The sequence below is a fragment of the Stenotrophomonas maltophilia group sp. SKK55 genome (assembly GCF_057179845.1).
In genome coordinates this window covers 91,153-117,680 of sequence record NZ_JBXUHP010000014.1, presented here as the reverse complement: position 1 = coordinate 117,680, position 26,528 = coordinate 91,153, and the positions used below count along the sequence as shown (strand labels likewise).

Annotated in this window: 27 protein-coding genes and 1 pseudogene; 18 read left to right on the top strand and 10 right to left on the bottom strand. The window is 67.7% G+C overall.

Translation table 11 applies throughout. The features are described 5' to 3' along the window. Positions 1-8: 8 nt before the first annotated feature. Both dut and coaBC read right to left on the bottom strand, forming a co-directional pair. Positions 9-482, bottom strand: coding sequence for a dUTP diphosphatase (dut, locus tag AC2A1N_RS08745; protein WP_061478745.1), 474 nt, complete (start codon positions 480-482; stop codon positions 9-11). Further along, positions 479-1,768 (bottom strand): bifunctional phosphopantothenoylcysteine decarboxylase/phosphopantothenate--cysteine ligase CoaBC, encoded by a 1,290-nt coding sequence (gene coaBC / locus AC2A1N_RS08740; protein ID WP_061478746.1) that lies wholly within the window; start codon positions 1,766-1,768, stop codon positions 479-481. Before coaBC ends, dut begins: the two co-directional genes overlap by 4 nt. Positions 1,769-1,967: 199 nt before the next feature. Here coaBC and AC2A1N_RS08735 point away from each other — a divergent pair, with 199 nt between their 5' ends. The 4 genes from AC2A1N_RS08735 (at position 1,968) to AC2A1N_RS08720 (ending at position 6,095) form a co-directional block, all read left to right on the top strand. Then, positions 1,968-2,594 (top strand): response regulator, encoded by a 627-nt coding sequence (locus AC2A1N_RS08735; protein WP_061478747.1) that lies wholly within the window; start codon positions 1,968-1,970, stop codon positions 2,592-2,594. Between the two features lie 70 nt (positions 2,595-2,664). After that, positions 2,665-3,369, top strand: coding sequence for a RadC family protein (gene radC / locus AC2A1N_RS08730; protein WP_484372031.1), 705 nt, complete (start codon positions 2,665-2,667; stop codon positions 3,367-3,369). Between the two features lie 113 nt (positions 3,370-3,482). Further along, on the top strand, positions 3,483-5,171 hold the full coding sequence (gene argS / locus AC2A1N_RS08725) for an arginine--tRNA ligase (protein ID WP_242892295.1): 1,689 nt from the start codon (positions 3,483-3,485) through the stop codon (positions 5,169-5,171). 21 nt (positions 5,172-5,192) lie between these two features. Further along, positions 5,193-6,095 carry an SPOR domain-containing protein gene (locus tag AC2A1N_RS08720; protein ID WP_061478749.1) on the top strand — a complete coding sequence of 301 codons (903 nt, stop codon included), beginning with the start codon at positions 5,193-5,195 and terminating at the stop codon, positions 6,093-6,095. A gap of 127 nt (positions 6,096-6,222) precedes the next feature. Here AC2A1N_RS08720 and AC2A1N_RS08715 read toward each other — a convergent pair whose 3' ends face one another. Together AC2A1N_RS08715 and AC2A1N_RS08710 are read right to left on the bottom strand one after the other, a co-directional pair. Next, positions 6,223-6,975 carry an SDR family NAD(P)-dependent oxidoreductase gene (locus AC2A1N_RS08715; protein ID WP_005420523.1) on the bottom strand — a complete coding sequence of 251 codons (753 nt, stop codon included), beginning with the start codon at positions 6,973-6,975 and terminating at the stop codon, positions 6,223-6,225. Between the two features lie 87 nt (positions 6,976-7,062). Further along, entirely contained in the window at positions 7,063-7,551 is a 489-nt protein-coding gene (locus AC2A1N_RS08710; protein ID WP_180868068.1) for a hypothetical protein, read from the bottom strand. Positions 7,552-7,634: 83 nt separating this feature from the next. Here AC2A1N_RS08710 and AC2A1N_RS08705 point away from each other — a divergent pair, with 83 nt between their 5' ends. Then, complete coding sequence (locus tag AC2A1N_RS08705) at positions 7,635-8,102, top strand: YehS family protein (protein ID WP_061478834.1); 468 nt, start codon at positions 7,635-7,637, stop codon at positions 8,100-8,102. Here the strand turns inward: AC2A1N_RS08705 and AC2A1N_RS08700 are convergent. Then, positions 8,071-8,958, bottom strand: a complete 888-nt coding sequence (locus AC2A1N_RS08700; protein ID WP_242892284.1) for a LysR substrate-binding domain-containing protein — start codon at positions 8,956-8,958, stop codon at positions 8,071-8,073. The genes AC2A1N_RS08705 and AC2A1N_RS08700 overlap by 32 nt on opposite strands. A gap of 143 nt (positions 8,959-9,101) precedes the next feature. On the opposite strand from AC2A1N_RS08700, the gene AC2A1N_RS08695 reads away from it, so the two are divergent. Continuing rightward, a complete protein-coding gene (locus AC2A1N_RS08695) occupies positions 9,102-10,250 on the top strand; it encodes an MFS transporter (protein WP_343235616.1) in 1,149 nt (382 codons plus the stop codon). Here the strand turns inward: AC2A1N_RS08695 and AC2A1N_RS08690 are convergent. Then, on the bottom strand, positions 10,247-10,945 hold the full coding sequence (locus tag AC2A1N_RS08690) for a TorF family putative porin (protein WP_242892278.1): 699 nt from the start codon (positions 10,943-10,945) through the stop codon (positions 10,247-10,249). The genes AC2A1N_RS08695 and AC2A1N_RS08690 overlap by 4 nt on opposite strands. A 130-nt stretch (positions 10,946-11,075) precedes the next feature. Here AC2A1N_RS08690 and AC2A1N_RS08685 point away from each other — a divergent pair, with 130 nt between their 5' ends. Beyond that, a complete protein-coding gene (locus tag AC2A1N_RS08685) occupies positions 11,076-11,513 on the top strand; it encodes a DUF6165 family protein (protein WP_049403467.1) in 438 nt (145 codons plus the stop codon). 6 nt (positions 11,514-11,519) lie between these two features. Here AC2A1N_RS08685 and AC2A1N_RS08680 read toward each other — a convergent pair whose 3' ends face one another. Continuing rightward, positions 11,520-12,197 carry a response regulator transcription factor gene (locus AC2A1N_RS08680; protein ID WP_049403468.1) on the bottom strand — a complete coding sequence of 226 codons (678 nt, stop codon included), beginning with the start codon at positions 12,195-12,197 and terminating at the stop codon, positions 11,520-11,522. Positions 12,198-12,387: 190 nt separating this feature from the next. Continuing rightward, a complete protein-coding gene (locus tag AC2A1N_RS08675) occupies positions 12,388-12,960 on the bottom strand; it encodes an OmpO family porin (RefSeq protein WP_010486919.1) in 573 nt (190 codons plus the stop codon). Positions 12,961-13,171: 211 nt separating this feature from the next. On the opposite strand from AC2A1N_RS08675, the pseudogene AC2A1N_RS08670 reads away from it, so the two are divergent. Together AC2A1N_RS08670 and AC2A1N_RS08665 are read left to right on the top strand one after the other, a co-directional pair. Beyond that, positions 13,172-15,575 (top strand): annotated as a pseudogene (locus tag AC2A1N_RS08670) (S9 family peptidase). Positions 15,576-15,666: 91 nt separating this feature from the next. Continuing rightward, positions 15,667-16,026 (top strand): DUF1428 domain-containing protein, encoded by a 360-nt coding sequence (locus tag AC2A1N_RS08665; RefSeq protein ID WP_242892265.1) that lies wholly within the window; start codon positions 15,667-15,669, stop codon positions 16,024-16,026. A gap of 15 nt (positions 16,027-16,041) precedes the next feature. On the opposite strand, the gene AC2A1N_RS08660 is transcribed toward AC2A1N_RS08665, so the two are convergent. Both AC2A1N_RS08660 and AC2A1N_RS08655 read right to left on the bottom strand, forming a co-directional pair. Beyond that, a complete protein-coding gene (locus tag AC2A1N_RS08660) occupies positions 16,042-16,734 on the bottom strand; it encodes a hypothetical protein (protein WP_061478756.1) in 693 nt (230 codons plus the stop codon). A 106-nt stretch (positions 16,735-16,840) separates the two neighbouring features. Continuing rightward, complete coding sequence (locus tag AC2A1N_RS08655; protein WP_061478757.1) at positions 16,841-17,713, bottom strand: hypothetical protein; 873 nt, start codon at positions 17,711-17,713, stop codon at positions 16,841-16,843. Positions 17,714-18,205: 492 nt separating this feature from the next. On the opposite strand from AC2A1N_RS08655, the gene AC2A1N_RS08650 reads away from it, so the two are divergent. The 9 genes from AC2A1N_RS08650 to AC2A1N_RS08610 all read left to right on the top strand — a co-directional run bounded on the left by AC2A1N_RS08650 (position 18,206) and on the right by AC2A1N_RS08610 (position 26,114). Next, on the top strand, positions 18,206-19,639 hold the full coding sequence (locus AC2A1N_RS08650) for a Do family serine endopeptidase (RefSeq protein WP_019661805.1): 1,434 nt from the start codon (positions 18,206-18,208) through the stop codon (positions 19,637-19,639). A gap of 101 nt (positions 19,640-19,740) precedes the next feature. Beyond that, entirely contained in the window at positions 19,741-20,106 is a 366-nt protein-coding gene (locus tag AC2A1N_RS08645) for a hypothetical protein (RefSeq protein WP_010486932.1), read from the top strand. Positions 20,107-20,114: 8 nt separating this feature from the next. Then, positions 20,115-20,585 (top strand): phage holin family protein, encoded by a 471-nt coding sequence (locus tag AC2A1N_RS08640; protein WP_004153834.1) that lies wholly within the window; start codon positions 20,115-20,117, stop codon positions 20,583-20,585. Further along, positions 20,582-21,043: a hypothetical protein gene (locus AC2A1N_RS08635; RefSeq protein WP_061478759.1), complete on the top strand. Its 462-nt coding sequence runs from the start codon at positions 20,582-20,584 to the stop codon at positions 21,041-21,043. Before AC2A1N_RS08640 ends, AC2A1N_RS08635 begins: the two co-directional genes overlap by 4 nt. A 67-nt stretch (positions 21,044-21,110) precedes the next feature. Then, a complete protein-coding gene (locus tag AC2A1N_RS08630) occupies positions 21,111-22,220 on the top strand; it encodes an AI-2E family transporter (RefSeq protein WP_061478760.1) in 1,110 nt (369 codons plus the stop codon). A 31-nt stretch (positions 22,221-22,251) separates the two neighbouring features. Further along, positions 22,252-22,971 (top strand): HAD family hydrolase, encoded by a 720-nt coding sequence (locus tag AC2A1N_RS08625; RefSeq protein ID WP_053499497.1) that lies wholly within the window; start codon positions 22,252-22,254, stop codon positions 22,969-22,971. Between the two features lie 3 nt (positions 22,972-22,974). After that, complete coding sequence (locus AC2A1N_RS08620; RefSeq protein WP_242892262.1) at positions 22,975-24,342, top strand: leucyl aminopeptidase family protein; 1,368 nt, start codon at positions 22,975-22,977, stop codon at positions 24,340-24,342. Positions 24,343-24,477: 135 nt separating this feature from the next. Next, on the top strand, positions 24,478-25,581 hold the full coding sequence (locus AC2A1N_RS08615) for a catalase family peroxidase (RefSeq protein WP_242892259.1): 1,104 nt from the start codon (positions 24,478-24,480) through the stop codon (positions 25,579-25,581). After that, a complete protein-coding gene (locus tag AC2A1N_RS08610) occupies positions 25,578-26,114 on the top strand; it encodes a cytochrome b (protein ID WP_005420561.1) in 537 nt (178 codons plus the stop codon). Before AC2A1N_RS08615 ends, AC2A1N_RS08610 begins: the two co-directional genes overlap by 4 nt. The last annotated feature ends 414 nt before the right edge of the window (positions 26,115-26,528 follow it).

The window sequence follows — 26,528 nt, the reverse complement described above, 5'->3', positions numbered from 1 at the left end:
GTCCCCTGTCAACGCACCCCGGTATGGCCGAATCCACCCGTGCCCCGCACGCTGTCGGTGAAAGTATCCACCACCTGCAGGCTGACGCGGGCAATCGGAACCACCACCAGCTGCGCGATGCGATCGCCGGGCTCGATGGTGAAGGCCTCGCGGCCACGGTTCCAGACGCTGATCAGCAGCGGCCCCTGGTAGTCGGCATCGATCAGGCCGGTGCCATTGCCCAGCACGATGCCGTGCCGATGGCCCAGCCCCGAACGCGGCAGGATCACCGCGCACAGGTTCGGGTCGGCAATGTGGATGGCCAGGCCGCTGGGCACCAGCGCGGTGTCGCCCGGCTGCAGGGTCAGTGCGGTATCCAGCGCCGCGCGCAGGTCCATGCCGGCGCTGGCTTCGGTGGCGTAGGCCGGCAGCGGCCAGCTGTCGCCGAAGCGCGGATCGAGCAGCTTGACCTGCAGCGGTCGGGAAAGGGATGCCTGGGTCATGCCTGGAGTCTCCGCGCGATCAGCGCCAGCAGTTGTTCGGCCAGTTCGCGCTTGGAGGTGGCCGGGAATACCTGTTCACCGTCCTGCCAGAAGGCCGTGGCGGCATTGTTGTCGCTCTCGAAACCACCGCCACTGATGCCGACCTGGTTGGCGATCACCAGGTCCAGGCGCTTGTCGATCAGCTTGCCGCGTGCATATTTCTCCACGTCGTGGGTCTCGGCGGCAAAGCCGACCACCAGCTTCAGCGACTGCGTCTGCGCGGCGACTTCGGCCAGGATGTCCGGCGTGCGCACCAGCTCGATCACCAGCGACTGGCTGTCGGCGGTCTTCTTCAGCTTCTGCGCGGCGACCTGGCGCGGGGTGTAGTCGGACACTGCGGCGGCACCGATATAGATGTCGGCGGGCAGCGACTTCAGTACGGCATCGCGCATCTGCGCGGCCGAGCGCACGTCGATGCGCTGCACGCCCGGTGGCGTCGGCAGCTGGACCGGGCCGCTGACCAGCACCACGTGCGCACCCAGCGCGGCGGCGGCAGCGGCCAGGGCAAAGCCCATCTTGCCGCTGCTGCGGTTGCCGACGTAGCGCACCGGATCGATGTCTTCGTAGGTCGGGCCGGCACTGATCAGCAGGCGCAAGCCCTGCAGGGCACGGGTTTCCGGCGCGGCAACCGTCGCAGCGGTACCGCCATTGGCCACCAGCGCGGCCACGATGTCGCCCGGTTCAGCCAGCCGGCCGGGACCGGATTCACCTTCGGCCAGCGGGCCATCGACCGGGCCGATCACCTGCGCACCGCGCTGGCGCAGCAGGGCGATGTTGGCCTGGGTAGCCGGATGCAGCCACATCCGGTGGTTCATTGCCGGGCAGATCGTCAGCGGTGCGGTGCTGGCCAGGCACAGGGTGCTGACCAGGTCATCGGCATGGCCCTGGGCCAGCCGCGCCAGCAGATCGGCGGTACCCGGCGCGACCACGATGCGGTCGGCCCAGCGGGCCAGCTCGATGTGGCCCATGGCCTGCTCGGCGGCGCTGTCCCACAGCGTGGTGCGGGTCGGCTGCCCGGACAGGGCCTGGAAGCTGAGCGGAGTGACGAACTGCTGGGCACCGGCGGTCATCGCCACCTGCACCTGGGCACCGGCATCGCGCAGGCGCCGCACCAGCTCCAGGGCCTTGTAGGCCGCGATCCCGCCTCCGACGCACAACAGCAGTTTCTGGCCTTCCAGCGCGCGGGCCGGCGCGGGGGAAGCGTTGGGGGAGTCAGCCACCTGGAATTCCTGTGCAAACGAGGGCATTAGCTTACCCGATGGTCGGTAATGTCCCGGTACACGGCACACATAGCGGGCGGCTATCAGCAGATGGGACTTGCGCCACAACGCTTCCGGGGTTCAAGACACTGCGATTCGGAACTTTCCTATACCTGTTGGCCGGCCACGTTTGCAGAATCGTCAGTGGCCACCGCAGGTGTGCCGCTTCGCTTTTCGAGGATTCCGCGTGCACCCGCGCATCATCATCGCCGACGACCATCCCGTCGTCCTGCACGGCATCCGCATCGTGCTGCAGACCCATCTGATGGAGGTCGTCGGCAGCGCGCGTGACGGCGCCCAGCTGCTGCAGCTGGTCGAGCACCACGGCTGCGACGCGGTGCTGACCGACCTCTCCATGCCGGGCACCGGCCCGGATGGCCCGGAACTGATCGCTGAGCTGCGCGCACGCCACCCGGGCATGCCCGTGGTGGTGCTTACCGGCGCCCGTCACCCCGGCCTGCTCGATGGCCTGCTGCGTGAAGGTGTCAGTGGCCTGGTCGACAAGTGCGCCGATTTCGGCGAGTTGCCGCAGGCCCTGAACGCGGCCATGGCCGGGCAGGTGTTCGTCTCGCAGCAGCTGCGCGACCACCTGCAGGCGCGCGACCTGATGTTCGCGCGTGAGCCGGCGGCGCTGTCGGCCCGCGAACAGGAAGTGCTGGACCTGTTGGCCGCCGGGCTGAAAGTGAACGCCATCGCCGTCCACTGCGGCCGCAGCCCGAAAACGATCAGCCGGCAGAAGGCCGAAGCCAAGCGCAAGCTGGGGCTGCAGAACAACCAGGAGCTGTTCGCCTATCTGCAGTCGCGACGCGACTGAGGCAACAGCCTACCCGGGCGTGCGCCCTGCCCTGATGGGACGCATCACCCGCGCTGGCGATGATGCAGGCATGCCCATCCATGACTGGCCCGAGCAGGAACGTCCCCGCGAGAAGCTGATCGCCCGCGGCCCCGCCACGTTGTCCGACGCAGAGCTGCTGGCGCTGTTTCTCGGCTCCGGCTTCGGTGGACGCGACGCGGTGCAGACCGCCCGCGACCTGCTGCAGGCGCATGGCCCCCTGCGCGTGCTGCTGGACCGCCCGGCCCGCGAGCTGGCCCGGTTGCCGGGGCTGGGGCCGGCACGAAGCTGTGCACTGGCCGCCGGCCTGGAACTGGCCCATCGCTACCTGGCCGCCGAGCTTCAGCAGGGCGAGGCGGTCGGCAACAACCCGGCCGCGGTCGGCCGCTACCTGCAGCACCGCCTGCGCGGCCAGGCCCGCGAGATCTTCATGGCGCTGTTCCTGGACAACCGCCACCGGCTGATCGCCTGCGAGGAACTGTTCCAGGGCACCATCAATGCCGCCCCGGTCTACCCCCGCGAGGTGGTGCGGCGAGCCCTGCTGCACAACGCGGCAGCGGTGATCCTCAGCCACAACCACCCCTCCGGCGACCCGGAACCCTCCGGCGCCGATACCCGGATCACCGATGAACTGCAGCAGGCGCTGGCACTGGTGGACGTACGCCTGCTGGACCACTTCGTGGTCGGCGAAAGCCGCCCCGTTTCGTTTGCTGAACGGGGCCTGCTGTCCCCGCCCCAGCCACGCCTGTTCGGCTGAGCGGGCCTGACCAGGGCCGGGCAGGAACCCCCGCAGGCATGTTCTGGTCAGCGTGGGCGCGGGCATCTGCGCTAAAATGGGCGATTCCGCCGCTCATTCTCACAGCAGGCCTCGTGAAAAATCTCCTCCGCGCCCTGATCAGCCAAGGCATCGAAGCCTTGCGCGCCAATGGCACCCTGCCCGCCGACTCCCTGCCGCCGGACTTCGTGGTCGAGCGCCCGAAGACCCGTGACCATGGCGACTTCGCCACCAACGCCGCGATGCTGCTGGCCAAGGCCGCGCGCAGCAATCCGCGCGCACTGGCTCAGGCGCTGGTCGAGGCGCTGCCGCGCAGCGAGGACGTCAGCAAGGTCGAGATCGCCGGCCCCGGCTTCATCAACTTCCACCTGGCTCCGGCTGCGTACCAGCGCGAAGCCGCGTCGGTCATCAAGGAAGCCCACGACTACGGCCGCAACCTGTCCGGCAACGGCCGCACGGTGGGCGTGGAGTACGTGTCGGCCAACCCGACCGGCCCGCTGCATGTCGGCCATGGCCGCGCGGCGGCGATCGGCGACTGCGTGGCCCGCGTGCTCGATGCCAACGGCTGGAACGCCAAGCGCGAGTTCTACTACAACGACGCCGGCGTGCAGATCGAGAACCTGGCGCTGTCGGTGCAGGCCCGCGTGAAGGGCATTGCGCCGGACCAGGACGGCTGGCCGGAAGGCGGCTACCGCGGCGAATACATCGCCGATGTTGCCCGCGCCTACATGGCCGGCGCCAGCGTTGACCTGGAAGGCGCGCTGGTGGTCGGCGCCAAGGACCCGGACGACATGCAGGCGATCCGTCGCTTCGCCGTGGCCTACCTGCGCAACGAGCAGAACCTGGACCTGGCCGCCTTCGGCGTCGACTTCGACATCTACTTCCTGGAAAGCTCGCTGTACGCCGATGGCAAGGTCGCCGAGGCCGTGGCCAAGCTGCAGGCCTCCGGGCACACCTACGAGGAAGGCGGCGCGCTGTGGCTGCGCAGCACCGATTTCGGTGACGACAAGGACCGCGTGATGCGCAAGTCCGACGGCACCTTCACCTACTTCGTACCGGACGTGGCCTACCACCTGTCCAAGTGGCAGCGCGGCTACGAGCGCGCGATCACCGAACTGGGCGCCGACCACCACGGCTCGCTGGCGCGCGTGCGCGCCGGCCTGCAGGCGCTGGAAGTGGGCATCCCGCAGGGCTGGCCGGAATACGTGCTGCACCAGATGGTCACCGTCATGCGCGGCGGCGAGGAAGTGAAGCTGTCCAAGCGTGCCGGCAGCTATTTCACCCTGCGCGACCTGATCGACGAGGCCGGCCGCGATGCGACCCGCTGGTTCCTGATCGCGCGCAAGCCCGATTCGCAACTGACTTTCGACATCGACCTGGCCCGCCAGCAGAGCAACGACAATCCGGTGTTCTACGTGCAGTACGCGCACGCCCGCGTCTGCAGCCTGCTGCGCCAGGCCCAGGAAAAGGGCCTGGTGTACGAGCAGGGCAATGGCCTGGCCAATCTGGGCCGCCTGGCCGACGATGCCTCGCTGGGGCTGATGAACGAGATCTCGCGGTATCCGGAAGTGGTGGAAGCGGCCGGCGTGGCGCTGGAGCCGCACCTGGTGGCGCAGTACCTGCGTGAATTGGCGCATGCCTTCCACACGTGGTATCACGGGACGCCGGTGCTGGTGGACGACGCCACCGATCGCAACGCCAAGCTGACCCTGGCCTGCGCGGCGCGCCAGGTGCTGGCCAACGGCCTCGAACTCCTGGGCGTGAGTGCCCCGGAAAAAATGTAAGCATCAGGAGACGCAGTACACATGGCAGCACGACGCGGCAAAACCCAGGCACGACGCAACAGCAGCAGCCAGGGCACCCCCGGATGGGTGTGGCTGGTGGCCGGTGTGGCGATAGCCGCCGTGGTGTTCCTGGCGGCGCCGAACCTGTTCAAGGGCGAAGGCGATGGCTTCCTGCGTGCCGGTCCGCAGCCGAACCCGAATGCGCAGCCGGCCCCGGTCGCTGATGCCGACAGCGATGTCGGCAGCCAGCCGGCCGCGCAGCCGGCCACGCCGAAGCCGGCCGAACCGGAGAAGCCCGCCGCGACGCAGTACGACTTCTACACCCTGCTGCCAGGCAAGGAAGTGGAAATGTCCGACGCCGAACTGGCCGCCAGCGCGCGTGCCGAAGACCAGCGCCGGGCCAAGGCCGAAGCGCAGCGCGCGCAGGCGGCTTTGGAAGGCAAGCCGGTTCCGGCCGCCGCCGCTGCACCGGCACCGACAGCAACCGCCAGCGTGGCCAGCACCGCACCGGTAACCGCCACCAGCCGTCCGCTGCCGGCACCGCTGAGCGAACGCCCGGCAGCGGCAACGCCTCCGGCCAGCACGCCGACGGCGTCGACCAGCAGCGCCGCCGCCACTCCGGCAGCGCGCGCGGAAACCCCGCCGACCGCGGCCAGTACCCCGGCCGCTGCTGCACCGGCGGCCGCCGACAACGCCCGCTACATCCTGCAGGCGGGTGCGTTCGGTGCCTCCGGCGATGCCGAAGCGACCAAGGCCAAGCTGGCCATGATGGGCCTGGCGGCACGCGTGGAGTCGGCGCAGATCAACGGCAAGACCGTGTACCGCGTGCGCATGGGCCCGTACGGCAGTGCCGGCGAGTTGTCCGAAGCCAAGCAGAAGCTGGATGGCACCGGCCTGCAGGCGATGGCGATCAAGGCGCAGTAAGCCTGCCGATGTGAATGAAAAAGCCGGGCATTGCCCGGCTTTTTCGTTTCTGTGGAGTCGAGCCATGCTCGGCTGAATCCAGACGAAGCCGAGCATAGGCTCGGCTCTACAGGACCCGCGAAGCAGGTCAGCCTTCGCGAGCCACCTGGAAGCCGGCAAACGACTGGCTGACCGGCATCAGTTCAAGGCGATTGATGTTCAGGTGCGGCGGCAGGCTGGCTACCCAGAAGATCTGCTCGGCGATGTCTTCGGCGGTCATCGGGTTGGCGCCGCTGTACAGCTTGTCCGAGGCGTTCTGGTCGCCATGGGTGCGTACCACGGTGAATTCGGTTTCGGCCATGCCCGGCTCGATCGTGGTCACGCGCACGCCGGTGCCGTGCAGGTCCGAACGCAGGCCCAGCGAGAACTGGCTGACAAAAGCCTTGGTGCCACCGTAGGCGTTGCCACCCGGGTACGGGTAGACGCCGGCCACCGACGAGATGTTGATGATCGCGCCCTTGCGCTCCACCAGCTGCGGCAGCAGGCGGTGGGTCAGGGTCACCAGCGCGGTGATGTTGGTGTCGATCATCGTGGTCCAGTCCGACAGCGTGGCGCTCTGTGCCGGCGCGGTGCCCTGCGCCAGGCCGGCGTTGTTGACCAGCAGGTCGATCTCGCCAAAGGCCGGCGGCAGCGCCAGCAGGGCCGCCTCCATCGCCACCGCATCGCGGATGTCGAAGGCGGCGGCGTGCACCACGTCCTTGCCGTAGCGCTCGACCAGCGGCTGCAGGCGTTCGCTGCGGCGGCCCGTGGCGATCACTTTCCAGCCGGCCTGGGCGAAGCGGTGGACGGCGGCGGCGCCGAAGCCGGACGTGGCGCCGGTAATCAGGACAGTGCGGGTCATCAGGCAACTCCAGGGGGAAAAACCGGACGCCCATTCTGGCATTCCCGGCCCGTCCTGAGTTGCCCGCCGTCCACTCGTCCCCCCGGCTCAACGCACGCGAAACACTCTGGCCTTGGGCAGGTCTTCGTCGACCTGCAGGAACCAGCGCCCGGCAATTCCTGGAACAACGGCGATCTGCGGCGACTGCAACACCGTGCGCAGCTTCATCTGTCCCTTCATCACCTGCCATTGCTGGCCGTTATCAAGGGTGAACAGCGTGCCGGGCTGCCAGCCTGCGACCTCTCCGACCACACGGGCACTGACCGGTTCGTCATCCAGGCCCAGATGCATTGCTGCCGGTGCCGGCACATTGGCAGGCAGCGGCGCAGCGACCGGGGCCACCGCTGCCGTCGACGCGGCGGCCGTGCTCTCTGCCTCGCGCAGTACCCGGTTCAACGCCTGCAACTGCGCTGGACTGAGCCCGACCTCGGCCAGTTGGGATGCACTGAGGCGCCGCTCGACGGGTACGAAGCGGTCCTGGGCAAAGGCAGCGAAGCTGCCGGTGAGCAGTAGTGCGGAAAACAGATACCGGCGCATGCAAGGGTCCCAGCGAACGAGTGCTCACGATGCTGCAGTTCGATGACAGTCCGGTGACACGCCAGGGGCCGGTACAATGGGCCATGATCAACAATGATGTCCTGCGCAGCGTGCGCTATTCCCTGGACCTGGGTGACCAGCACGTGGTCGCCCTGTGCCAGATGGCCGACCCGGCCTTTGCCGTGGATACCGGGCAGGTGAAGGCCTGGCTGCGCCGCGAGGACGAACCCGGTTTCGAGGCGATGAACGACAGCGCGCTGGCGCACTTCCTCGATGGCCTGATCGTGCACCTGCGTGGCCGCGACGAGAGCCAGCCGCAGCGCGCAGTGGAAACCCGCATCGACAACAACCTGGTGCTGAAGAAGCTGCGCGTGGCGTTCCAGCTGCGCGACGTGGACCTGATGGAGATCTTTGCCAGCGCAGGTTTCAATGTCTCCAAGTCGGAAGTGGGCGCGCTGTTCCGTCAACCCGGGCACGCCAACTACCGGCGTTGCCTGGACCAGATGCTGCGCAACTTCCTCAAGGGCCTGAGCCTGCGCCTGCGCGGCTGAGCACGGCGTCGACGAACGCCCGCGCCGCTGGTGTCGGCAGGCGCTGCCAGACCAGGTGCACGCGCCGGGTCGGGGTCGGCTGCAGCGGAATCTGCACCACACCCTGGAACCCATCGGCGATCAATCCCGGCACGATGCCGACCGCCAACCCATGGCGGACGAAGCGCTCGACCAGTTCCATCAGGTTGACCTCGAAACGGACCGTGTGCGGCAGTCCGGCTGCGGCAAAAGCATCATCGGTCTGCCGGCGTGCGCCGGTGCCGCGCGGGAAGTCGACCAGTGCTTCATCCTGCAGTGCGGCCAATGGCAGCCGCTTGCGTCCGGCCAGCCGGTGCGATGGCGCCAGTACCGCTACCAGATCCTCCTCCCGCAGCACCTGATGGCAGACACCGTCCAGCGCTGCCGAAGGCGCCAGGCCGACCAGTGCCACATCCAGCGCGCGCGACTGTACCTGCGCGATCAGGTCCTCGCTCTTGTCCACGCGCAACTGGAACTCCACCTGCGGGTGCACGCGCTGGAAGGCCGCCAGCATCGCCACAACGTCGATTCCGGTCAGCGAGGAAATCTGCCCGATGGCCAGCAACCCACGCACTTCGCCACTGACGGCGGCCACGTCGGCGCGCAGGTGGCGCAGGCTGGCCAGCACCTGGCGTGCGTGCACCAGCAACGCCTCGCCGGCGGCGGTGGCCCGCACCTGGCGCGGCAGGCGCTCGAACAGCGTGGCACCCAGTTCCTGTTCCAGGTGGGCGATCTGGTGGCTGAGCGCAGACTGCACCACGTGGCAGCGCTCGGCGGCACGGGTGAAATTGCTTTCTTCGGCCAGCGCCACGGCGAACTCGAGCTGCTTGAGGTTCATACAACTATCTTGTTTTCAGATGGCATGGATGATGATGATTCATTTCCATCATGCTCGCAGCAGGCGGACACTGTGCCCCCCGCTTCCTGGAACATCGCGTGAGCCCGTCCCTTCCCCCTCTGCACCGTTGGCAGGTGCTGCTGATGTCGGTCGCCACCGGCGTGGCCGTGGCCAGCAACTACTATGCGCAACCGCTGCTGCACACCATCGCCGACGCCTTCGGCGTGCCGTTCGGCCAGGTCGGCATGGTGGTTACCGCCGCGCAGCTGAGCTATGCCGCCGGCTTGATCCTGCTGGTGCCGCTGGGTGACCTGTTCGAACGCCGCCGCCTGATCGTGGTGATGAGCCTGCTGTCGGCGGGCGGACTGGTGATCAGTGCCTGCGCACCGTCGCTGACCTGGTTGCTGGTGGGCACTGCGATCACCGGCCTGTTTTCGGTGGTGGCCCAGGTACTGGTGCCGTTCGCCGCCACGCTGGCCGCGCCGGAACACCGCGGCCGCGTGGTCGGAACATTGATGAGTGGCCTGCTGCTGGGCATCCTGCTGGCGCGTACCGTGGCCGGCCTGCTTTCCAGCCTGGGCGACTGGCGCCTGGTGTATGCGATCGCCGCTGCCACCCTGGTGCTGACCGCACTGGCATTGCAGCGCGGCCTGCCGCGATTCCACCACAGCGCCGGCCTTGGCTATTTCGCATTGCTGCGCTCGATCGGCGTGCTGTTCGTACAGGAACCGGTGCTGCGCCAGCGCACGCTGCTGGGCGCCTGCAGCTTCGCCATGTTCGCGATCTTCTGGACCCCGCTCGCGTTCCTGCTGGCACAGCCGCCGTATGCCTACAGCGACGCCACCATCGGCCTGTTCGGGCTGGTCGGCGCGGCCGGCACGCTGGCCGCCGGACTGGCCGGGCGCATGTCCGACCGCGGCCAGACCGGGCGTGCCACGGCCATCGCGCTGGTGCTGCTGCTGGTGTCGTGGCTGCCGCTGGGGCTCTCCACCCATTCCCTGCTGGCGCTGCTGGTGGGCGTGGTGGTGCTGGACCTGGCCGCGCAGCTGTTGCACGTCAGCAACCAGAACCTGATCTACGCGCTGCAACCGGCGGCACGCAACCGCCTCAATGCCGGCTACATGACCGGCTATTTCATCGGCGGTTCGCTGGGTTCGCTGCTGTCTGCGCAGGTCTACCAGCGCTTCGGCTGGACCGGCGTCTGCGTGGCCGGCGCTGCGGTGGCTGCGCTGACCCTGCTGCTGTGGCTGCCCGGCGCGCTGCGCGCGCGCCAGGCGTCGCTGGCCGACTAGAAGCTGCCCTGCAGCGCCAGCTCCCATCGCCCACCGGCGTTGCCGGGGAACAGGCGCTTGGCTGCGTTGTCCGTGTCATGCACGGTGGCGCGCAGTTCCCATGCCGGGGTAAGCGAGGCGATGGCACTGAGCTGCCCATGCAGGTAGTCCGGGCCCTGCGCGGTGGCCAGCCAGTACTGGCCCACCGCTGCTTCCAGGCGGAGGCGTTCGTGCAACGGCACACGCGCACCCAGCTGGGCATAGGTGCCGCGATGGCCGCCGGCCAATGCATCGCTGGAATGGGCGACCTGCAACCAGGCGCGCTGCTTCCAGGTCACGGTGGTATTGAGTTCGGTCCAGTCCAGCACGCGGCCGGTGCCCGGGTACAGGTAGCGGGTCAGGTTGGCATCCAGTGTCCAGTCCGGGGCCAATGCGCCGGACCAGCCTGCCACCAGGTCGAACTCGCTGCGCGCACCATTGTCCGGCTTGAACGAAACGTTGGACCCCCACACGCTGGCGTACCACCCCGATGGGATTGAAACCTTCGCGCCCGCTTGTACAGCCGGGTCGCCGTCGCTCTGCGAGCTGCCACGCCACACGTAGTCACTGGTCAACGCCGCGCTGCCACTGACCTGCGCTCGTGCCTGCGCGCTGCCGATCCCGAGCAGCCCTGCCAGGGCGGCCACCACCGCCGCCATCATCCCCTTGCTGTTCACTGCACTGTGTTCCTCGTCGAAGGCGGTCACGCCGCCGGGAACGCAGTGTCGAGGCGGTGGCCGTAACGGATCGAGGGTGCTGCTGGGCCCGTGGCGCAAATTCGGCGTAAATCCCGCGGATCGGGGCCACATGCCAGCAGCGCGGTATCATGGCGCCCTGTTTCCAGGAACCAACCGCGTGGACGCCATCCTGACCCCGGTATCGATCGGCGAGCTGATCGACAAGATCACCATTCTCCAGATCAAGGCCGAGCGCATCGACGATGCGGCCAAGCTGGCCAACGTGCGCACCGAACTGGACGGCCTGCTGCCCTTGTTGCAGCAGCAGCTGCAGGCACAGCCGGCCCTGGCCGCGCTGCAGCAGCAGCTGAAGGCGATCAACGAGCGCATGTGGGACATCCAGGACCAGCTGCGCGACAAGGAAGCGGCCCAGGTGTTCGACGATGCATTCATCCAGCTGGCGCGCGGTGTCTATGGCACCAATGGCGAGCGCGTACAGGTGAAGAACGAGATCAACCGCGTGGCCGGTTCGGCCCTGGTGGAAGAAAAGCAGTACCAGGGCGAATAAGCCGGCTTATCCGCATTCGAGCAGGTGCCGGATGCGGAACAGCTCACCATCGCTGTGGATGCCCAGCTTCTCGTAGGCGGTCCGCTTCTGCGTGCTGACCGTACTGGCCGTGCGCCCGAAGCGCCGCGCCACCTCCCCGGTGGTGCAGCCCTGCAGGACCAGCCGGAGCACCTCGCGCTCGCGTCGGCTCAAGGGCGTGAGCACCGGCGCCGGTGTGCGCCGCATGCGCGATCGGCTCAACTGCGTGCGCAACTCCGGGGGCACGAAGCGGCCGCCACGCGCCAGTACGTCAACTGCGCGCCGCAGCATCTCCGGCGTGGTCCCCTTGGACAGAAAGCCGCGCGCGCCGGCCTGCATCGCCATGGTGACCGTGCTGGCATTGCAGTGCGCAGACAGCACCAGCACCGGCAGCAGCGGCCAGCGCCGCGACAACAGCCGCAACAGGGCCAGGCCCTGTTCGGGTCCGCACGGCGCCAGCAGGTCGATCAGCAACAGGTCGATGCCATCCGGCTGGCGCTGCAGCAGATCGAGCAGATCACCTTCGCGGGTGAAGCTGCCACAGACCTGCACGCCACCGTGCTGGCAAAGCACCACCTCCACCCCCAGGCGCAGCACGGGATGCGGCGCCAGCATTGCCAGGCGGCGGGGCCGATCGAGGGGCAGAGCGGGAACGGCAGGCGGCATCACATGGATCCGACGGTACGAAGTGCCCACCGTAGGCCCGCGCCGGGAGCAGCGGAATCCAATTTATTGCAACGCAGCAGCGGCCCCGGAACATGCTCAGCCGCGGTTTCGGGTCGTCACAACGCAACAGGCCCGGCATGCGCCGGGCCTGTCGAGGCATCTTCAGCGCGCAGGCGCGCCGAGGAAGCTATTACCAGCTGAAACGCGGGCCGACGGTGTATTCCTTGTCGCCGTCGCGGTTCATCTTCAGCTCGCCATTGATGCCCCAGTTCTGGTTCAGCTTGACCTGGCCACCCAGGCGACCGTACCACTGGCCTTCCGGATTGATGCCGTGCTTCTTCGAGAAATCTTCGTAGCCGACCATGCCGTAGACTTCGGCGTGGGCACCGAAGGCGGTGCGGATACCCGCTTCAGCGCTGTAGCCGTTGAAGTCCAGGCCGTGCTTCTGGTCGCGCTTCTGGTAAGCAACGCGGGCAACGAAGTCGGTGGTCGGGGCGATTTCAACGTTGTAGCCGGCGCCGATCTTCCACTGGTCCAGCTTGATGTTGGTGTGGTCGATTTCCTGGCGGCTGTACTCACCGAAAGCGTGGAAGTTCGGCAGGAAGCCGTACGAACCCTTCACGCCCCAGCCGTCGGCCTTGAACGCGTCGATGTCGGTCTTGGCGTAGTCGGCTTCGGCGTAGTTGTACGACAGGTTCTCAGCAGCCGAGGCGGTGAACGGCAGGGCAGCGGCCAGGGCCAGAGCAATCAGCGAATTCTTCATGGGGGTACACCTTTTACTTTCTTATGGTGTGCAGCAGCGCCAAGGCGCCATCGCATCGGGAATGTAAATTCTCCGTTATTCGCCACAACGCTCCCTGAAAACAGCGTTCTTCGCATTGCTGAATTTTTTGGCTTGATTCAGGCTGTCTCTGGCATACGCGCGCGGCGCGCGTGCATTTGTGATTCGTCACCGACTGCAACAGGAGGTTGCCTTGCACGTTTCCGATCCGCTGCCGATGCCTGTTCGCGCCGCCCTCCTGGCCTGCGCTTCCCTGTTTCCGATCCATGCTGCGCACGCGCTGCAGGCGGCTGACTACCAGCGCGCCGAACGCGTGCATGACAGTCATCTGCGCGGTGCGCTGCGCAATGCATCGGTCCTGCCCCACTGGCTGGCCGATGGGCGCTTCTGGTACGAACGCGAAGACACACAGGGCCGGCGCCAGGCGATACTGGTCGATCCAATCCAGGCTACGCGCCAGATCCTGTTCGAACCCGATGCGCTGGACGCCGCAGTTGCACCTCTGGGTGCCAGCGGGCCACGCCTGCGCTTGAACAACGTGCAGGTACTGGATGATGGCCTGCGCCTGCAGTTCAACGGCGAGGCGGAGATCAACTGCCAATGGCCACGCCTGCAGTGCACGGCCGCACAACAGGCGTTGCCGCCGGCTGATGCACTGCCGTCGCCCGGCGGTGATGCCTGGCTGCAGGTACGCGACCACAACCTGTGGCTGCAGCGCTCTGGAGCGGCGCCGCAGCTACTGACCCGGGGCGGTGAAGCTGGGCATGGCTATGGCGTACTGCCGGACTTCACCCTGCGCGGCATTCCACGCCGTCAGGGCCGGATGCCGGCACGACCGTTTGCGGTGAGCTGGTCACCCGATGGCCGTTACGCAGCCGGCATCCGCTACGACGAACGCGCGCTGCAGGACTATCCCTATCTGGAAAGCAGCCCGACGAACAGCGCGCGGCCGCGCGTGCATACCGTGAAGCTGGGGGTACTGGGCGATGCACAGCAGGTATGCGACAGCCTGTATGTGATCGATATCCCCAGCGGCAGGCAGCATGACATCGCGCTTCCCGAGGGCTGGAACACGCTCAGTGAGGCCGGCATCCTGGGTTGGGACGGCGATCGGTTGTATGCCGTGATCGCGCACTTCGGCACGCCGCGCAGGCTGCGCCTGGTGGAGATCGATGCCAACAGCGGTGCATTGCGCACGGTTGTGGAAGAAGCCAGCGACACTCGCCTCCAGCTCAACGTGTATTCCTACAACCGGCCCGCGGTGGCCATCCTGCCCGGGCAGGACACCGCCGTGTGGTTCTCGCAGCGCGATGGCTGGGGCCATCTGTACCGGGTGCGCCTGTCCGATGGCAAGGTGCTGCGCCAGCTCACCCGCGGCAAATGGGTGGTGCGTGACCTGCTGGGTGTGGACGCTGCGGGTGGCTGGGCGTACTTCAGCGCCGGTGGCGTCGACGGTGGCGACCCCTACGTGCGCGGCCTGTACCGGGTATCGCTGCAAGGCGGTCCGATCCAGCGCCTGGCCGCCGATGGCAACGACCACATGGCCGATGCCGCTACCGGCGCGCTGTTCGGGGGGGCGCGCTCCCCAGGCGCTGTCGCCTGGCGGTGGGTATCTGGTGGATACCGTTTCCCGTCTCGACCAGCCACCACGCACCGTGCTGCGGGCCAGCGATGACGGACGTGAAGTGATGGTGCTGGAAACAGCCGATGACAGCGCGATCGTTGCTGCCGGCTGGCGCGCACCACGGCGCGAACGGCTGCTGGCCGCCGATGGACGCACGCCGATCTTCGCCACCGTCTACCTGCCCCGCGACTATCGTGATGATGGCAGCTTCCCGGTGATCGACGCGATGTACGGTGGTTCCTTCATCAGCAATGCGCCGGTGACCTACGCTGAGGCGGTGTCTGCCCTGAATCCGGTATCCCGCGCCAGCCTGGCCGAACTCGGCTTCATGGTGGTCAGCATCGATGCGCGCGGCACCGGTGGCCGCGACAAGGCGTTCCATGACAGCAGCTTCCTGCGCGCCGCCGATGTACAGCTGGATGACCATGTGGCTGCGCTGCGCCAGCTGGGCGAACGCTACCCGGGCATCGACCTGGAGCGGGTCGGCATCTACGGGCATTCGTTCGGCGGCTATAGTGCAGCGCGCGCCCTGCTGCGCTATCCCACGTTCTACAGGGTGGGCGTGGCCTCGGCTGGCAGCCACAATTTCCAGGGTATGTACGGCGGCGCCCTGCACGGCATGGACCGGCTGTTCGGTGGGGTGCTGCCGGCCACGCCCACTGCCGAAGGCGTGCCGGCGCCCTTTGCCGGGCTCGACAATGCGGCACTGGCCAGCAACCTGCGCGGGCATCTGCTGCTGGTCTATGGCGAACTGGACGAGAACGCGCCACCGGCGCTGACCCTGCAGCTGGCCGCCGCCCTGAACAAGGCCCAGCGCAGCTACGACCTGCTGTACCTGGCCCGGCAGGACCACGAACTGTTCCGCAACGACGCCACCTACACGCACCGCATGTGGGACTACTTCGTGCGCCACCTGGCCGGCCAGCAGCCACCGGATACGGTGCTGGCGCCGCTGCCCGGTGGCCCGGGCTGAACAGGCGCACACAGGATGTCGATCCACGACGCCCTGGTTCGTCGGGTACTTGAAGGCCGTGCATGCGGCACGGTCCATCCGGAGGCAGGCTATGAGCTACATCGATGGTTTCGTCCTGGCGGTGCCCACCGCCAACAAGGAGAAGTTCCTCGCCCACGCACGCACAGGAGATCCCGTTTTCATCGAATACGGCGCGCTGCGCGTGGTCGAGTGCTGGGGCGATGACGTGCCGCACGGCAAGACCACCGACTTCTTCGGCGCAGTGAAAGCCACGCCGGACGAGACGGTGGTGTTTTCCTGGATCGAATGGCCGGACAAGCCGACCCGCGACGCCGGCATGAAGAAGATGATGGAAGACCCGCGGTTTGATCCTGCGAAGAATCCGATGCCGTTTGACGGTGCGCGGATGATCTACGGCGGCTTCGTGCCGATCTACGAGCTGACCCGCTGAACCCGGCGGACGTGCTCAGCGCGCGTCCGTTTCATCGCTGGCAGACGCATGGCCGGCGCCCAGAGCGGCGCCGGCGCCGAGGCCGACACCCCCCATGCCAGCGCCCATTCCGCCACCGCCACCTCCTCCACCCGCACGACCGCCCTTGGCATCGCCCTCGTTGCGGCCCTTGCCGCCGCCACTGGCGGCACCCGGCCGGGTCGGCCCCTGCGGCGGTATCTGCAGGTCGGCCGGAATCGGCGCCAGATCCAGCGCTTCGCGCACGAAGTCGCGCAGCGAGACCACCAGTTCGTGGGTATGTACCGGCCGCCCCTGTGCCAGTTCATTGGCGGCACGCGCGGCCAGCCGCACCTGTTCGTCGGTGCCCAGCAACAGGATGTCCGAGAGCGCGGCCTCGACCGCATCGCGGATGCGGCGCGTTCGATCCGAACGCGGTTCGGCGATGCCTTCGGCCGCTTCGCGCTGGCGCAGATCGCGGCGATGGCTGGGATCCACGCCCAGTTCACCAGTGAATGAACCGCCCAGGGTCTTGTAGGCCGCCATCAGTGTGCGCAGCCGCTCGTTGATCTGCCGGTTCTCGCGCTCGCGACGCTGCTGCAGGGTCTGCATCACCAGCAAGCGGATGCCCACGCCCAGCAGGGTGATCAGGACCAGGCCGGCCAACGTGGACAGCACGCCCTGCCAGGAACTGAAATCGATACCGCGCATGCTGGGGCTCCGGCGGGAAGAATCTGCATCTTGCCCCAGACCGCGCCCCGAAAACGCGAAAGGCCCCACCACCCGGTGGGCGGCAGGGCCTTCGGTCACGGCGCGATTACTTGCGCTTGGCGACCTTGCGCACGGCCTTGGCCGGGGCCTTCTTGGCCGGAGCCTTCTTGGCGGCGACCTTCTTCAGCGGTGCAGCCTTCTTGGCGACGACCTTCTTGGTCGCAGCGACCTTCTTGCCGACAGTCTTCTTGGCAGCAGTGGTCTTCCTGGCAACGGCCTTCTTGGCGACGGCAGCCTTCTTGCCCACAACCTTCTTGGCGGCAGCGGTCTTCCTGGTGGCGACCTTCCTGGTGGCGGCAGCCTTCTTGCCGACAACCTTCTTCGCAGCCACAGCCTTCTTGCCAGCGACCTTCTTGGCGGCGACGGTCTTCTTGGCCACAGCCTTCTTGGTGGTGGCGACCTTCTTGCCAACCACCTTCTTGGCGGCCGCGGTCTTCTTGGCAACGGTCTTCTTCGCGACAGCAGCCTTCTTGGTGGCGGCCTTCTTCACGGTGGCGACCTTCTTGCCGGCAGCCTTGGTGGCGGCCTTGGTGGTCTTCTTGGCAGCGGCGGCCTTCTTGGTCACGGCCTTGCCCGCAGCCGCCTTCTTCTTCGCCACTTCCTTCTTCAGGGCAGCAGCTTCGGCCTTGGCGTTCTTCTTGGCCGCTTCCAGCTTCTTCCTGGCGTTGGCAACCGTCTTGCCGACCGACTTGGCAGCCTTCTCGGCCTTCTTGGCAACGGTCTTCTCGACCTTGGCCACGGCCTTCTTGGCCTTGGCAACGCGGGTACCGGCAGCCTTGGTGGCGCGCTTGACGGTCTTCTTGACCGACTTCACTGCGTCTTCGGCAGCGTGGGCGATGGTCTCGCCAACGTTGGTGGCGGTTTCTTTGACGTTCTCGACAGCGTCGGTCACGACCGACACACCATTACCGTTGCTCATGTTGCCCTCCTGCGGGCCTTAAGTATCAAAACGGGGCGATGCTATACCGACATTGACGATCGTGGAACGGGGCATGTGCCAGCAATCGCATCTGTTGCGACGCCGATGGTGTACGCAGCAGCCCCTGTTGCCACCTTCGGTTCGCAGCAAACCCCTTTTTTTCAGTGCTGCGCTACGCGAACCCAGCATCGTCTGACCGTCGTCGCGCGCACGTGCACGGAGGCAGCGTCCGGCATCCGTCGTGGCGCATTGCGGCACCCGCCTGCGCGGAACTGCGCACGTATCCGCCTGTGCCAGTGCGGCGCGCGTTGGCCTTGAGTGGCGCACCCATCACCTGCCCGGGTGTCGCCACAACCGCGTTCTGGCCCCTGCGCCCCCCCCCCTTCGAGGCACCCGTTTTCATGGCGCATTTATCCAGATCGCGACACACTCATTCAGCTTGTTCTACCGTAGGGCCGTACCGCCCCCACCCACGCCAGCGAACCGACTCCCATGCGACCGCTTCCTACCCTGCTCACGCTCGCAATCGCCGCCGCCTTCGGTGGCTTCGTTGCCACCGGCATCAACGCCCACATGGACAACCGTGCCGACGCCGCGCCGCTGCCGGCGGTGTTGCCGACCACGGCGGCCTTGCCGGCTTCGGTGGCCGGTCAGGCGGTACCGTCGCTGGCACCGATGCTGGAAAAGGCAATGCCGGCGGTGGTCAGTGTCAATACCAAGCAAGTGGTGCGCGTGCGCAACCCCTTCTTCAACGACCCGTTCTTCCGCCGCCTGTTCCCGGACATCCCGCAGGAACGCATCAACGAATCGCTGGGCTCGGGCGTGATCATCGACGCCAAGGAAGGCCTGGTACTGACCAATCACCATGTCATCGACAACGCCGATGACGTACAGGTGACACTGGCCGACGGGCGCACGGTCAAGGCCGAATTCCTCGGTTCGGACCGCGATACCGACATCGCGCTGATCCGCATTCCGGCGCAGAACCTGACCGACATCAAGCTCGGCAACAGCGACCAGCTGCGCGTAGGCGACTTCGTGGTGGCCATCGGCAACCCGTTCGGCTTCAGCCAGACGGTCACGTCCGGCATCGTCTCGGCGGTGGGCCGCAGCGGCATCCGCGGGCTGGGCTACCAGAACTTCATCCAGACCGATGCGTCGATCAATCCGGGCAACTCCGGTGGCGCGCTGGTCGACCTGCAGGGCCAGCTGGTCGGCATCAATACCGCCAGCTTCAACCCGCAGGGCAGCATGGCCGGCAACATCGGCCTGGGCCTGGCGATTCCTTCCAACCTGGCGCGCAGCGTGGTCGACCAGCTGGTCAAGCACGGCGTTGTGGTGCGCGGCACGCTGGGCGTGGAAAGCCAGAACCTGACCGCGCAGATCGCGCAGGGCCTGGGCCTGGGCGAAACCCGCGGTGCGCTGATCACCCGCGTGCTGGCCGGTTCGGCCGCCGCCGCAGCCGGGCTGAAACCGGGCGACGTGGTGGTGTCGGCCAACGGCCAGCGCGTGGACAGCGCCGAGGCCCTGCACAACGTGGAAGGCCTGGCGGCCGTCGGCAGCGCGATGACGCTGGACGTACGCCGCGAAGGCAAGCCACTGCAGATCAAGGCGACGCTGAAGGAACAGGCGCGCGCGGTCACCGGTGAGAGCCTGGACCCGCGCCTGACCGGTGCGACCTTCGTCGACCTGCCCGAGTCACTGCGGCAGTCGGGGGTCGGCGGCGTGCTGGTCAGCGAGGTCAAGCGCGGCAGCCGCGCCGCCAGCAACGGCCTGCAGCAGGGCGACATCATCACCGACGCCACCGTGGGCGAATTCGCCGACCTGGCCAGCTGGCGTGCCAATTTCCAGCAGCGCCCGCCGACCCTGGTGGTGCGCGTGCTGCGCAACAATGGCCAGCAGCAGGGCCAGCTCGTGATGCGCTGATCGCCCTGCCGTAACACCCCCTATACCCCGGCAATGCTATTGCTGTCCGTCCAGGTCGGCACCGCCGACACCCGTTCCCCCATCGCAACAGGAGTGATTCGATGAGCCCCACCAATACCGAGAACCTGAAGGAACACCTGGGTGAAGCCGGTTCCCACCTGAAGCAGGCCGCCAGCGCCGCCGGCGGTGCGATCAAGGGCGCCACCGGTGCCGCCACCGACGAACTGCGCATCGGCAAGGCCAACGTCAAGGCTGAACTGTCCGATAGCGCGCTGTCCGGCCTGGCCGCTGCCGAGTTTGGTGGTGCCGCCGCCAAGGAACAGGTCGATGCACTGATGGACAAGGGCAAGGACCTGATCGACAGCGCCGCCGAGTTGATCCGTGAGCGTCCGCTGGCCTCGTTCGGCGTGGCCTTCGCTGCCGGCTGGATCATCGCCAAGCTGGCCCGCGGCAGCAGCGACAAGTAAGCCGCGGCGTGAGCGAAGACAACGCGCAAGCCCCTGATCCGGCGGCTACCCCGCCGCTGGATGAGAGCATCCGCCAGGTCGGCGCGGCCGGTCGTGCCGCTGCCGACTCGGCCAAGCACTCGCTGCGTTCGCTGCGCCGGTTGGCCTCGGCCGACTTCGCGCTGGCTCGCAGCGCATTCGGCCGTGCACTGGCCTGGGCCGGGGTAGCGATCGTATTTGGTGCGTCGGCCTGGCTGCTGATGGCCGCCACCCTCATCGCCCTGCTGCAGAGCTGGGGCCTGAGCTGGCTGCAGGCCCTGCTGATCACCTCGCTGCTGAGCCTGGCCGTCACCGGTTATGCGATCTGGCGGGTGTCCTACTTCTTCCACCACACCGGCATGCACGCCACCCGGCGCCAGCTGTCCCGCCTGGGCCTGTTCGACGAGCCCAGCGAAGACGACCCCGATGCCGATGTGCAGCTGCCAGAGGGCAAGCCATGAAGTTCGGTGCGCTGCAGCGGCGGGTGAAGCGCTGCGAACAGGTGGTGACCGTACGCCTGGTCGAGACCCAGGACCACTGGTCCACGCTCAGCCAGGTCTGGCGCCAGGGCTGGTCGCCACTGCGCATCGTGGTGGTGGGCCTTGCCGGTGGCTTCATTGCCGGCAAGCTGGAAATGCCGGGCAAGGTCAACGGTGCGCGCTGGCTGCAGATGGTCGGTTCGGTCTCGAACCTGTTCGCCAGTGCGCAGGCGGCGTTCGCCACGGCGATGGCGGCGCAGGCGGCGGCCACCGCCGACGATGCGGCCGAAGAAGCCGACAACGCCAGCGAACAGGCACAGGCGGCGGCCTCCGCCGCTGAAGCACGGCCCGCACCGGCAGCGCGAGCTGTGCCGGAGCCGGAACCGGACCTGCGCGAACCGCGCCCGGCCGAGGCGGCCACCGAACTGTCCGAACGTTGATCCATGGAATCCGCCGCGCCGATGGCGGCCGGCGGATAATGCGCTCCCCCTTCCGGCTGATGCGTCGATGAGCGAGTCCTCCCTGTCCCTGTCACCAGCCGATCCGCAGGACCCGGAGGCACCGCTGCCGCCTCCGTCTCGCCCACGCGGGCCGATGTCGCTGGTGGTGCTGGCGACCCTGGCGGTGGGCTACACGCTGTGGGCGGCGCAGGACATCATCCTGCCGGTGCTGCTGGCGATGTTCTTCGCGCTGGTCGGCAACCCGATCCTGCGCCTGCTGCAGAAACTGTGGATTCCGCGCGCGCTGGGCGCGCTGCTGGTCCTCGGCGCCGGCCTGGGCGTGACCGGTTCGTTGGCGGTGCAATTGATCGGCCCGGCGATGGAATGGGCGCAGGAAGCCCCGCAGCAGCTGCGCAAGGTGGCCCGCCAGGTGCAGGACCTGACCAAGCCGGTGCAGCAGGCCAACCAGGCGGCGGAGAACTTCGCGCGCGTCGCCGGCGGCGACAGCAACCACAAGGTGCAGGTGATCCGCACCCAGCTCGACGACCCGTACCGCATGCTGACCCGCGCGCCACGGCTTGCCGCCTCGGTGCTGGCCGTGGTGCTGCTGACCCTGTTCTTCATGATCTACGGGCAGAGCCTGCAGCGCGCGGCGATCGCGCTGTTCCCGAACCGCCAGCAGCAGCGCTTCACCGCCGACATCCTGCGGTCGATCGAGCGCGAAGTCTCGCGCTATGTGCTGACCATCAGCGTGATCAACACCCTGGTCGGGCTGGTGTTCGCCGGCGTGCTGATGCTGCTCGGCATCGGCCTGCAGGAGGCGCTGCTGTGGGGCACGGTGGCCGCGCTGCTGAACTTTGCCCCGTACGTCGGTCCGCTGATCGGCGTGGCACTGATGCTGCTGATGGGCTTCGTGGAATTCCGCGACCCGCTGCAGGCGCTGCTGCCGGCGGCCGCGTACCTGGCCCTGCACACTCTGGAAGGGCAGATGGTGACCCCGATCGTGCTGGGCCGGCGCATGAAGCTGTCGCCGCTGGTGCTGATCCTGGCGCTGATGGTGTTCGGCTGGGCCTGGGGCATGATCGGCCTGCTGCTGGCGGTGCCGCTGCTGGTCTGCATCAAGCTGGTACTGGCACGGCTGGACGGCATGCAGGGCTGGGCACGGCTGCTGGAATGAAAGCCCGCGCGGGCAGGCGTAGAATGGAGGGGTGAATTTCCCTGTCCAAGCCATCACTCTCGACCTTGACGACACGCTGTGGCCGTTCGCTCCGATTGGCGCCCGCATCGACCTGGTCCTGCACGAGTGGATGCGTGAACACAGCCCCGCCACCGCCGCGATGTATCCGGTGGCGGCGATGCGCGAACTGCGCGAGCGCCTGTACCACGCCCATCCGCACCTCCACCACGACCTGAGCGCGCTGCGTCGGCTGACCCTGCACGAAGCGCTGCACGCCAGTGGCGCCAGCCTCGATCTGCTGGAGCCAGCGTACGAAGCGTTCTACGCCGCGCGCAACCAGGTCGAGTGCTATCCCGATGCGATCGATGCGCTGGCGAGGATTGCCGCGCGGGTGCCGGTGGCAGCACTGAGCAACGGCAATGCCGATCTGGAGCGGATCGGCCTGGCCCATCATTTCGCCTTCCAGCTGGGCGCGCGCGAACACGGCGCGGCCAAGCCGGAGGCAAGCATCTTCCATGCCGCCTGCACCCGCCTGGGTGTGGCGCCGGCACAGGTACTGCATGTCGGCGACCACGCCGAAATGGACGTGGCCGGGGCGATCGCCGCCGGCCTGCGCGGGTGCTGGATCAACCGCGAAGCAGCCACCTGGACCCATCCGAAACTGCAGCCGGACCTGCAGTTCGACACCCTCACCGGCCTTGCCGACTGGTTGGACGCCAACCTCGACGCCGCCGCATCCCGGAGTACCTGACGCATGAGCGAGATCACTGGTTTCACCGCCGACACCGCCGCAGCGCTGCCGCTGTACGTGCTGGACCGCGAGCAGTTCGCCGCCTGGAAGCAAGGCCAACCGGCCGCCACCCAGGCCTGGCTGGCCTCGCAGGGTTTCACTGCCGGTGCGCACAGCGTGGCCCTGCTGCCCGGCAGTGAGGGCCTGGCCGGCGCGGTGATCGGTGTCGGTGATCGCGCCGATGCCTACAGCTATGCGCATGCGCCGCACGCGCTGCCGGAAGGCAGTGTCTGGCAGCTGGCCAATGAACTGCCTGCCGCCGAACAGGCGCTGCTGCAGCTGGGCTGGGGTTTGGGCAGCTACCGCTTCGACCGTTACCGCAAGCGCAACCGCGCCCCGGCGCAGCTGGTGGCCGCACCGTCCGGCGAAGTGGCCGACCTGATCGCCGCCAGCCTGCGCGTGCGCGACTGGGTCAACACCCCGACCGAAGACATGGGGCCGCAGCAGCTGGAAGACGCCGCGCGTGCACTGGCCGATGCACATGGTGCGCAGGTCGAGGCGATCACCGGCGATGAACTGCTGAAGCAGAACTTCCCGGCCATCCACGCCGTGGGCCGCGCGTCGCACCGCGCGCCGCGTCTGGTGGTGCTGCGCTGGGGCAAGGAAACCGACCCGGCACTGGTGCTGGTCGGCAAGGGCGTGTGCTTCGATACCGGCGGCCTGGACATCAAGCCGGCCGACGGCATGCGCAACATGAAGAAGGACATGGGCGGCGCCGCGCATGCGCTGGCCCTGGCCGGCCTGGTGATGGCGCGCGGACTGCCGGTGCGGCTGACCCTGCTGGTGCCGGCGGTGGAAAACGCGATAGGTCCGGATGCGTTCCGCCCGGGCGAAGTGATCGCCACCCGCAAGGGCCTGAGCGTGGAGATCGACAACACCGATGCCGAAGGCCGCGTGATCCTGTGCGACGCGCTGACCTTCGCTGGTGAGCAGAAGCCGGACCTGGTGCTGGATTTCGCCACGCTCACCGGTGCCGCACGCATCGCGCTGGGTCCGGATCTGCCGGCGCTCTTCAGCAACGACGACACGGTGGCGCAGCAGTGGCTGCAGGCCGGCGACGCAACCCGTGACCCGGTCTGGCGCATGCCGCTGTGGCGCCCCTACCTGCGCTATCTGAGCAGCGGCATCGCCGACCTGGCCAATGCCGGTTCGCGCATGGCCGGCTCGGTGACCGCCGCGCTGTACCTGGAGCGCTTCCTGGAAGACAGCCAGCGCTGGGCGCACCTGGACGTGTACGCCTGGAACGACGGCGAACGCCCGGGCCGTCCGGCCGGTGGCGAAGCGCTGGCGCTGCGCTCGGCCTGGGCGATGCTGAAGGCGCGTTACAGCTGATCGGGTGGATGCCGACCTTGGTCGGCACGCCGTCCCCGGCAAATCTGACGAAAAATTGAATTTCGGCCTCGGCCGGGTTCTGCGAGGATGTGTGGGTCGACCACCCACACGCTCCGTGAAGGCAGGACTCCGACCATGTCGCTCTTCGGCTACACCCGTTCCGGCCAGACGCCGGGCGCACCGCGCAAGCATTCCCCCCTGCTCTGGATCGCGCTGATCGCGCTCATCCTGGGAACCGTGGTGCTGGCCTTCGCCTGGCTGGCCGGCTGGATGGGCGACCGCCTCACCGCGCAGCGCTTCACCGACACCATCGAGGCCACCGGCCCGGCCCATCCGGGCTTCCGCCGTGCACACAGCAAGGGCATCTGCGTAAGCGGCTGGTTCGAACCCAGCGCGCAGGCCCCTACCCTGTCCAGTGCCCGGGTGTTCTCGCAGACCCGGGTGCCGGTGATGGGCCGCCTGTCAATCGGTGGCGGCGACCCCTACGGCGCCGACAACACCGCACGCGTGCGCAGCCTGGCGGTGCAGATGGTCAGCGATGATGGCCAGGAATGGCGCATGGCGATGAACAGCTTCCCGTTCTTCGCGGTACCCACGGCCGAGGCGTTCTACGAGCAGACGCGCGCCTCGATTCCCGACCCGGCCACCGGCAAGCCGGACCCGCAGAAGATGGCGGCAGTGCTGGCGAAATACCCCAGTGCGCAGGCGTTCCAGCAGTGGGCGAAGACAGCGCCATGGACCAGCAGCTGGGCCGACACCACTTTCAACAGCGTCAACAGTTTCTGGTTCACCAATGCGCAGGGCCAGAAGCGTGCGGTGCGCTGGCGCTGGCAGCCGCTGGCGCCGGTGGTGGAGATGGATGCGGAAGCGCGCAAGCAGGCCAGCGTCGATTTCCTCAGCCAGGAACTGCAGCAGCGCCTGGCCCGCGGCCCGGTACGCTGGAACCTGGTCGTGACCACTGCCGAGCCCGGCGACGCCATCGATGATCCGTCGGTGCCGTGGCCCGAGTCGCGTGACCAGGTAGTGGCGGGCGTACTCAGCCTGGACCGCATGCAGTCGCAGGAAGAAGGCGCCTGCGGCCAGATCAACTTCGATCCGCTGATCCTGCCCAGTGGGGTGCGCGGCAGTAATGATCCGATCCTGGCGGCCCGCTCGGCGGTGTACTCGCAGTCCTTCAACCGCCGTGAACGCGAGCGCGCCGCCGGCAATGTCGAACAACCGAAGGAGGCCGCACGATGAGCACCGGCAACGGCCACTTCAACCTGCTGGCGCGGGTGCTGCACTGGTCCATGGCACTGATGATCGTCGCCATGCTGTTCATCGGCGTGACCATGGTCGCCTCGCTGCACCTGCGTCCCGCGCTGATCGACCTGCACCGCCCACTGGGCATCGCGATCCTGTTGCTGGCGCTGCTGCGCCTGTACAACCGGCTGCGCCATCGCCCACCGGCGCTGCCTGCCGACCTGCCGGTCTGGCAGGGGGTAGCGGCCAAGGCCTCGCACTGGATGCTGTACGCGCTGATGCTGGCGATGCCGTTGATCGGCTGGGCGATGCTGTCGGCTGGCGGATACCCGATCGTGCTGTGGGGAGGGCTGCACCTGCCGCCGATCGTGCCGCATACCCCGGCGCTGTATGCCGCGCTGCGCAATGCGCACAGCCTGTTGGCCTATGTGTTGTTCGCCACGGTGCTGATGCATGTGGGTGCGGCGTTGTTCCACCTGTGGGTGCGGCGGGACGGGGTGTTCCAGGCGATGGCGCGCGGGAAGGAGTGATGATCGGGTTCGCCGGGAGTTCCCGGCGGATCGTTTCCGCAACCGCGGAGGGGTGTCACTTTCTTTGCTCGTGCAGAGAAAGTAACCAAAGAAACACGCCGCCAGAACGCGAGCCGGCGCTATGCGCCGGTACCCTGCGCTTCTCGGTGAATCAGGGGCCGGCGCCGAACTCGCTGCGCTCAGACATCGGCGCCTCTGCGCCCCTGATTCCCCTGCGATGCTCGGCTCGCTAAAAGACGGAACCAACGTCAAAGGCGGAAGCTGCACCCAGTAGATCCACGCCATGCGTGGATGCTCTTGCTGTTGATCTTGACCTTCAAGTCCGCCTTGAGCGAGCCGAGCACCGCAGGTCCGGCGAGGGCGAAGAGGCGCGGGTGTCTGAGCGCAGCGAGTTCCCGCGCCGTACCTCGACGG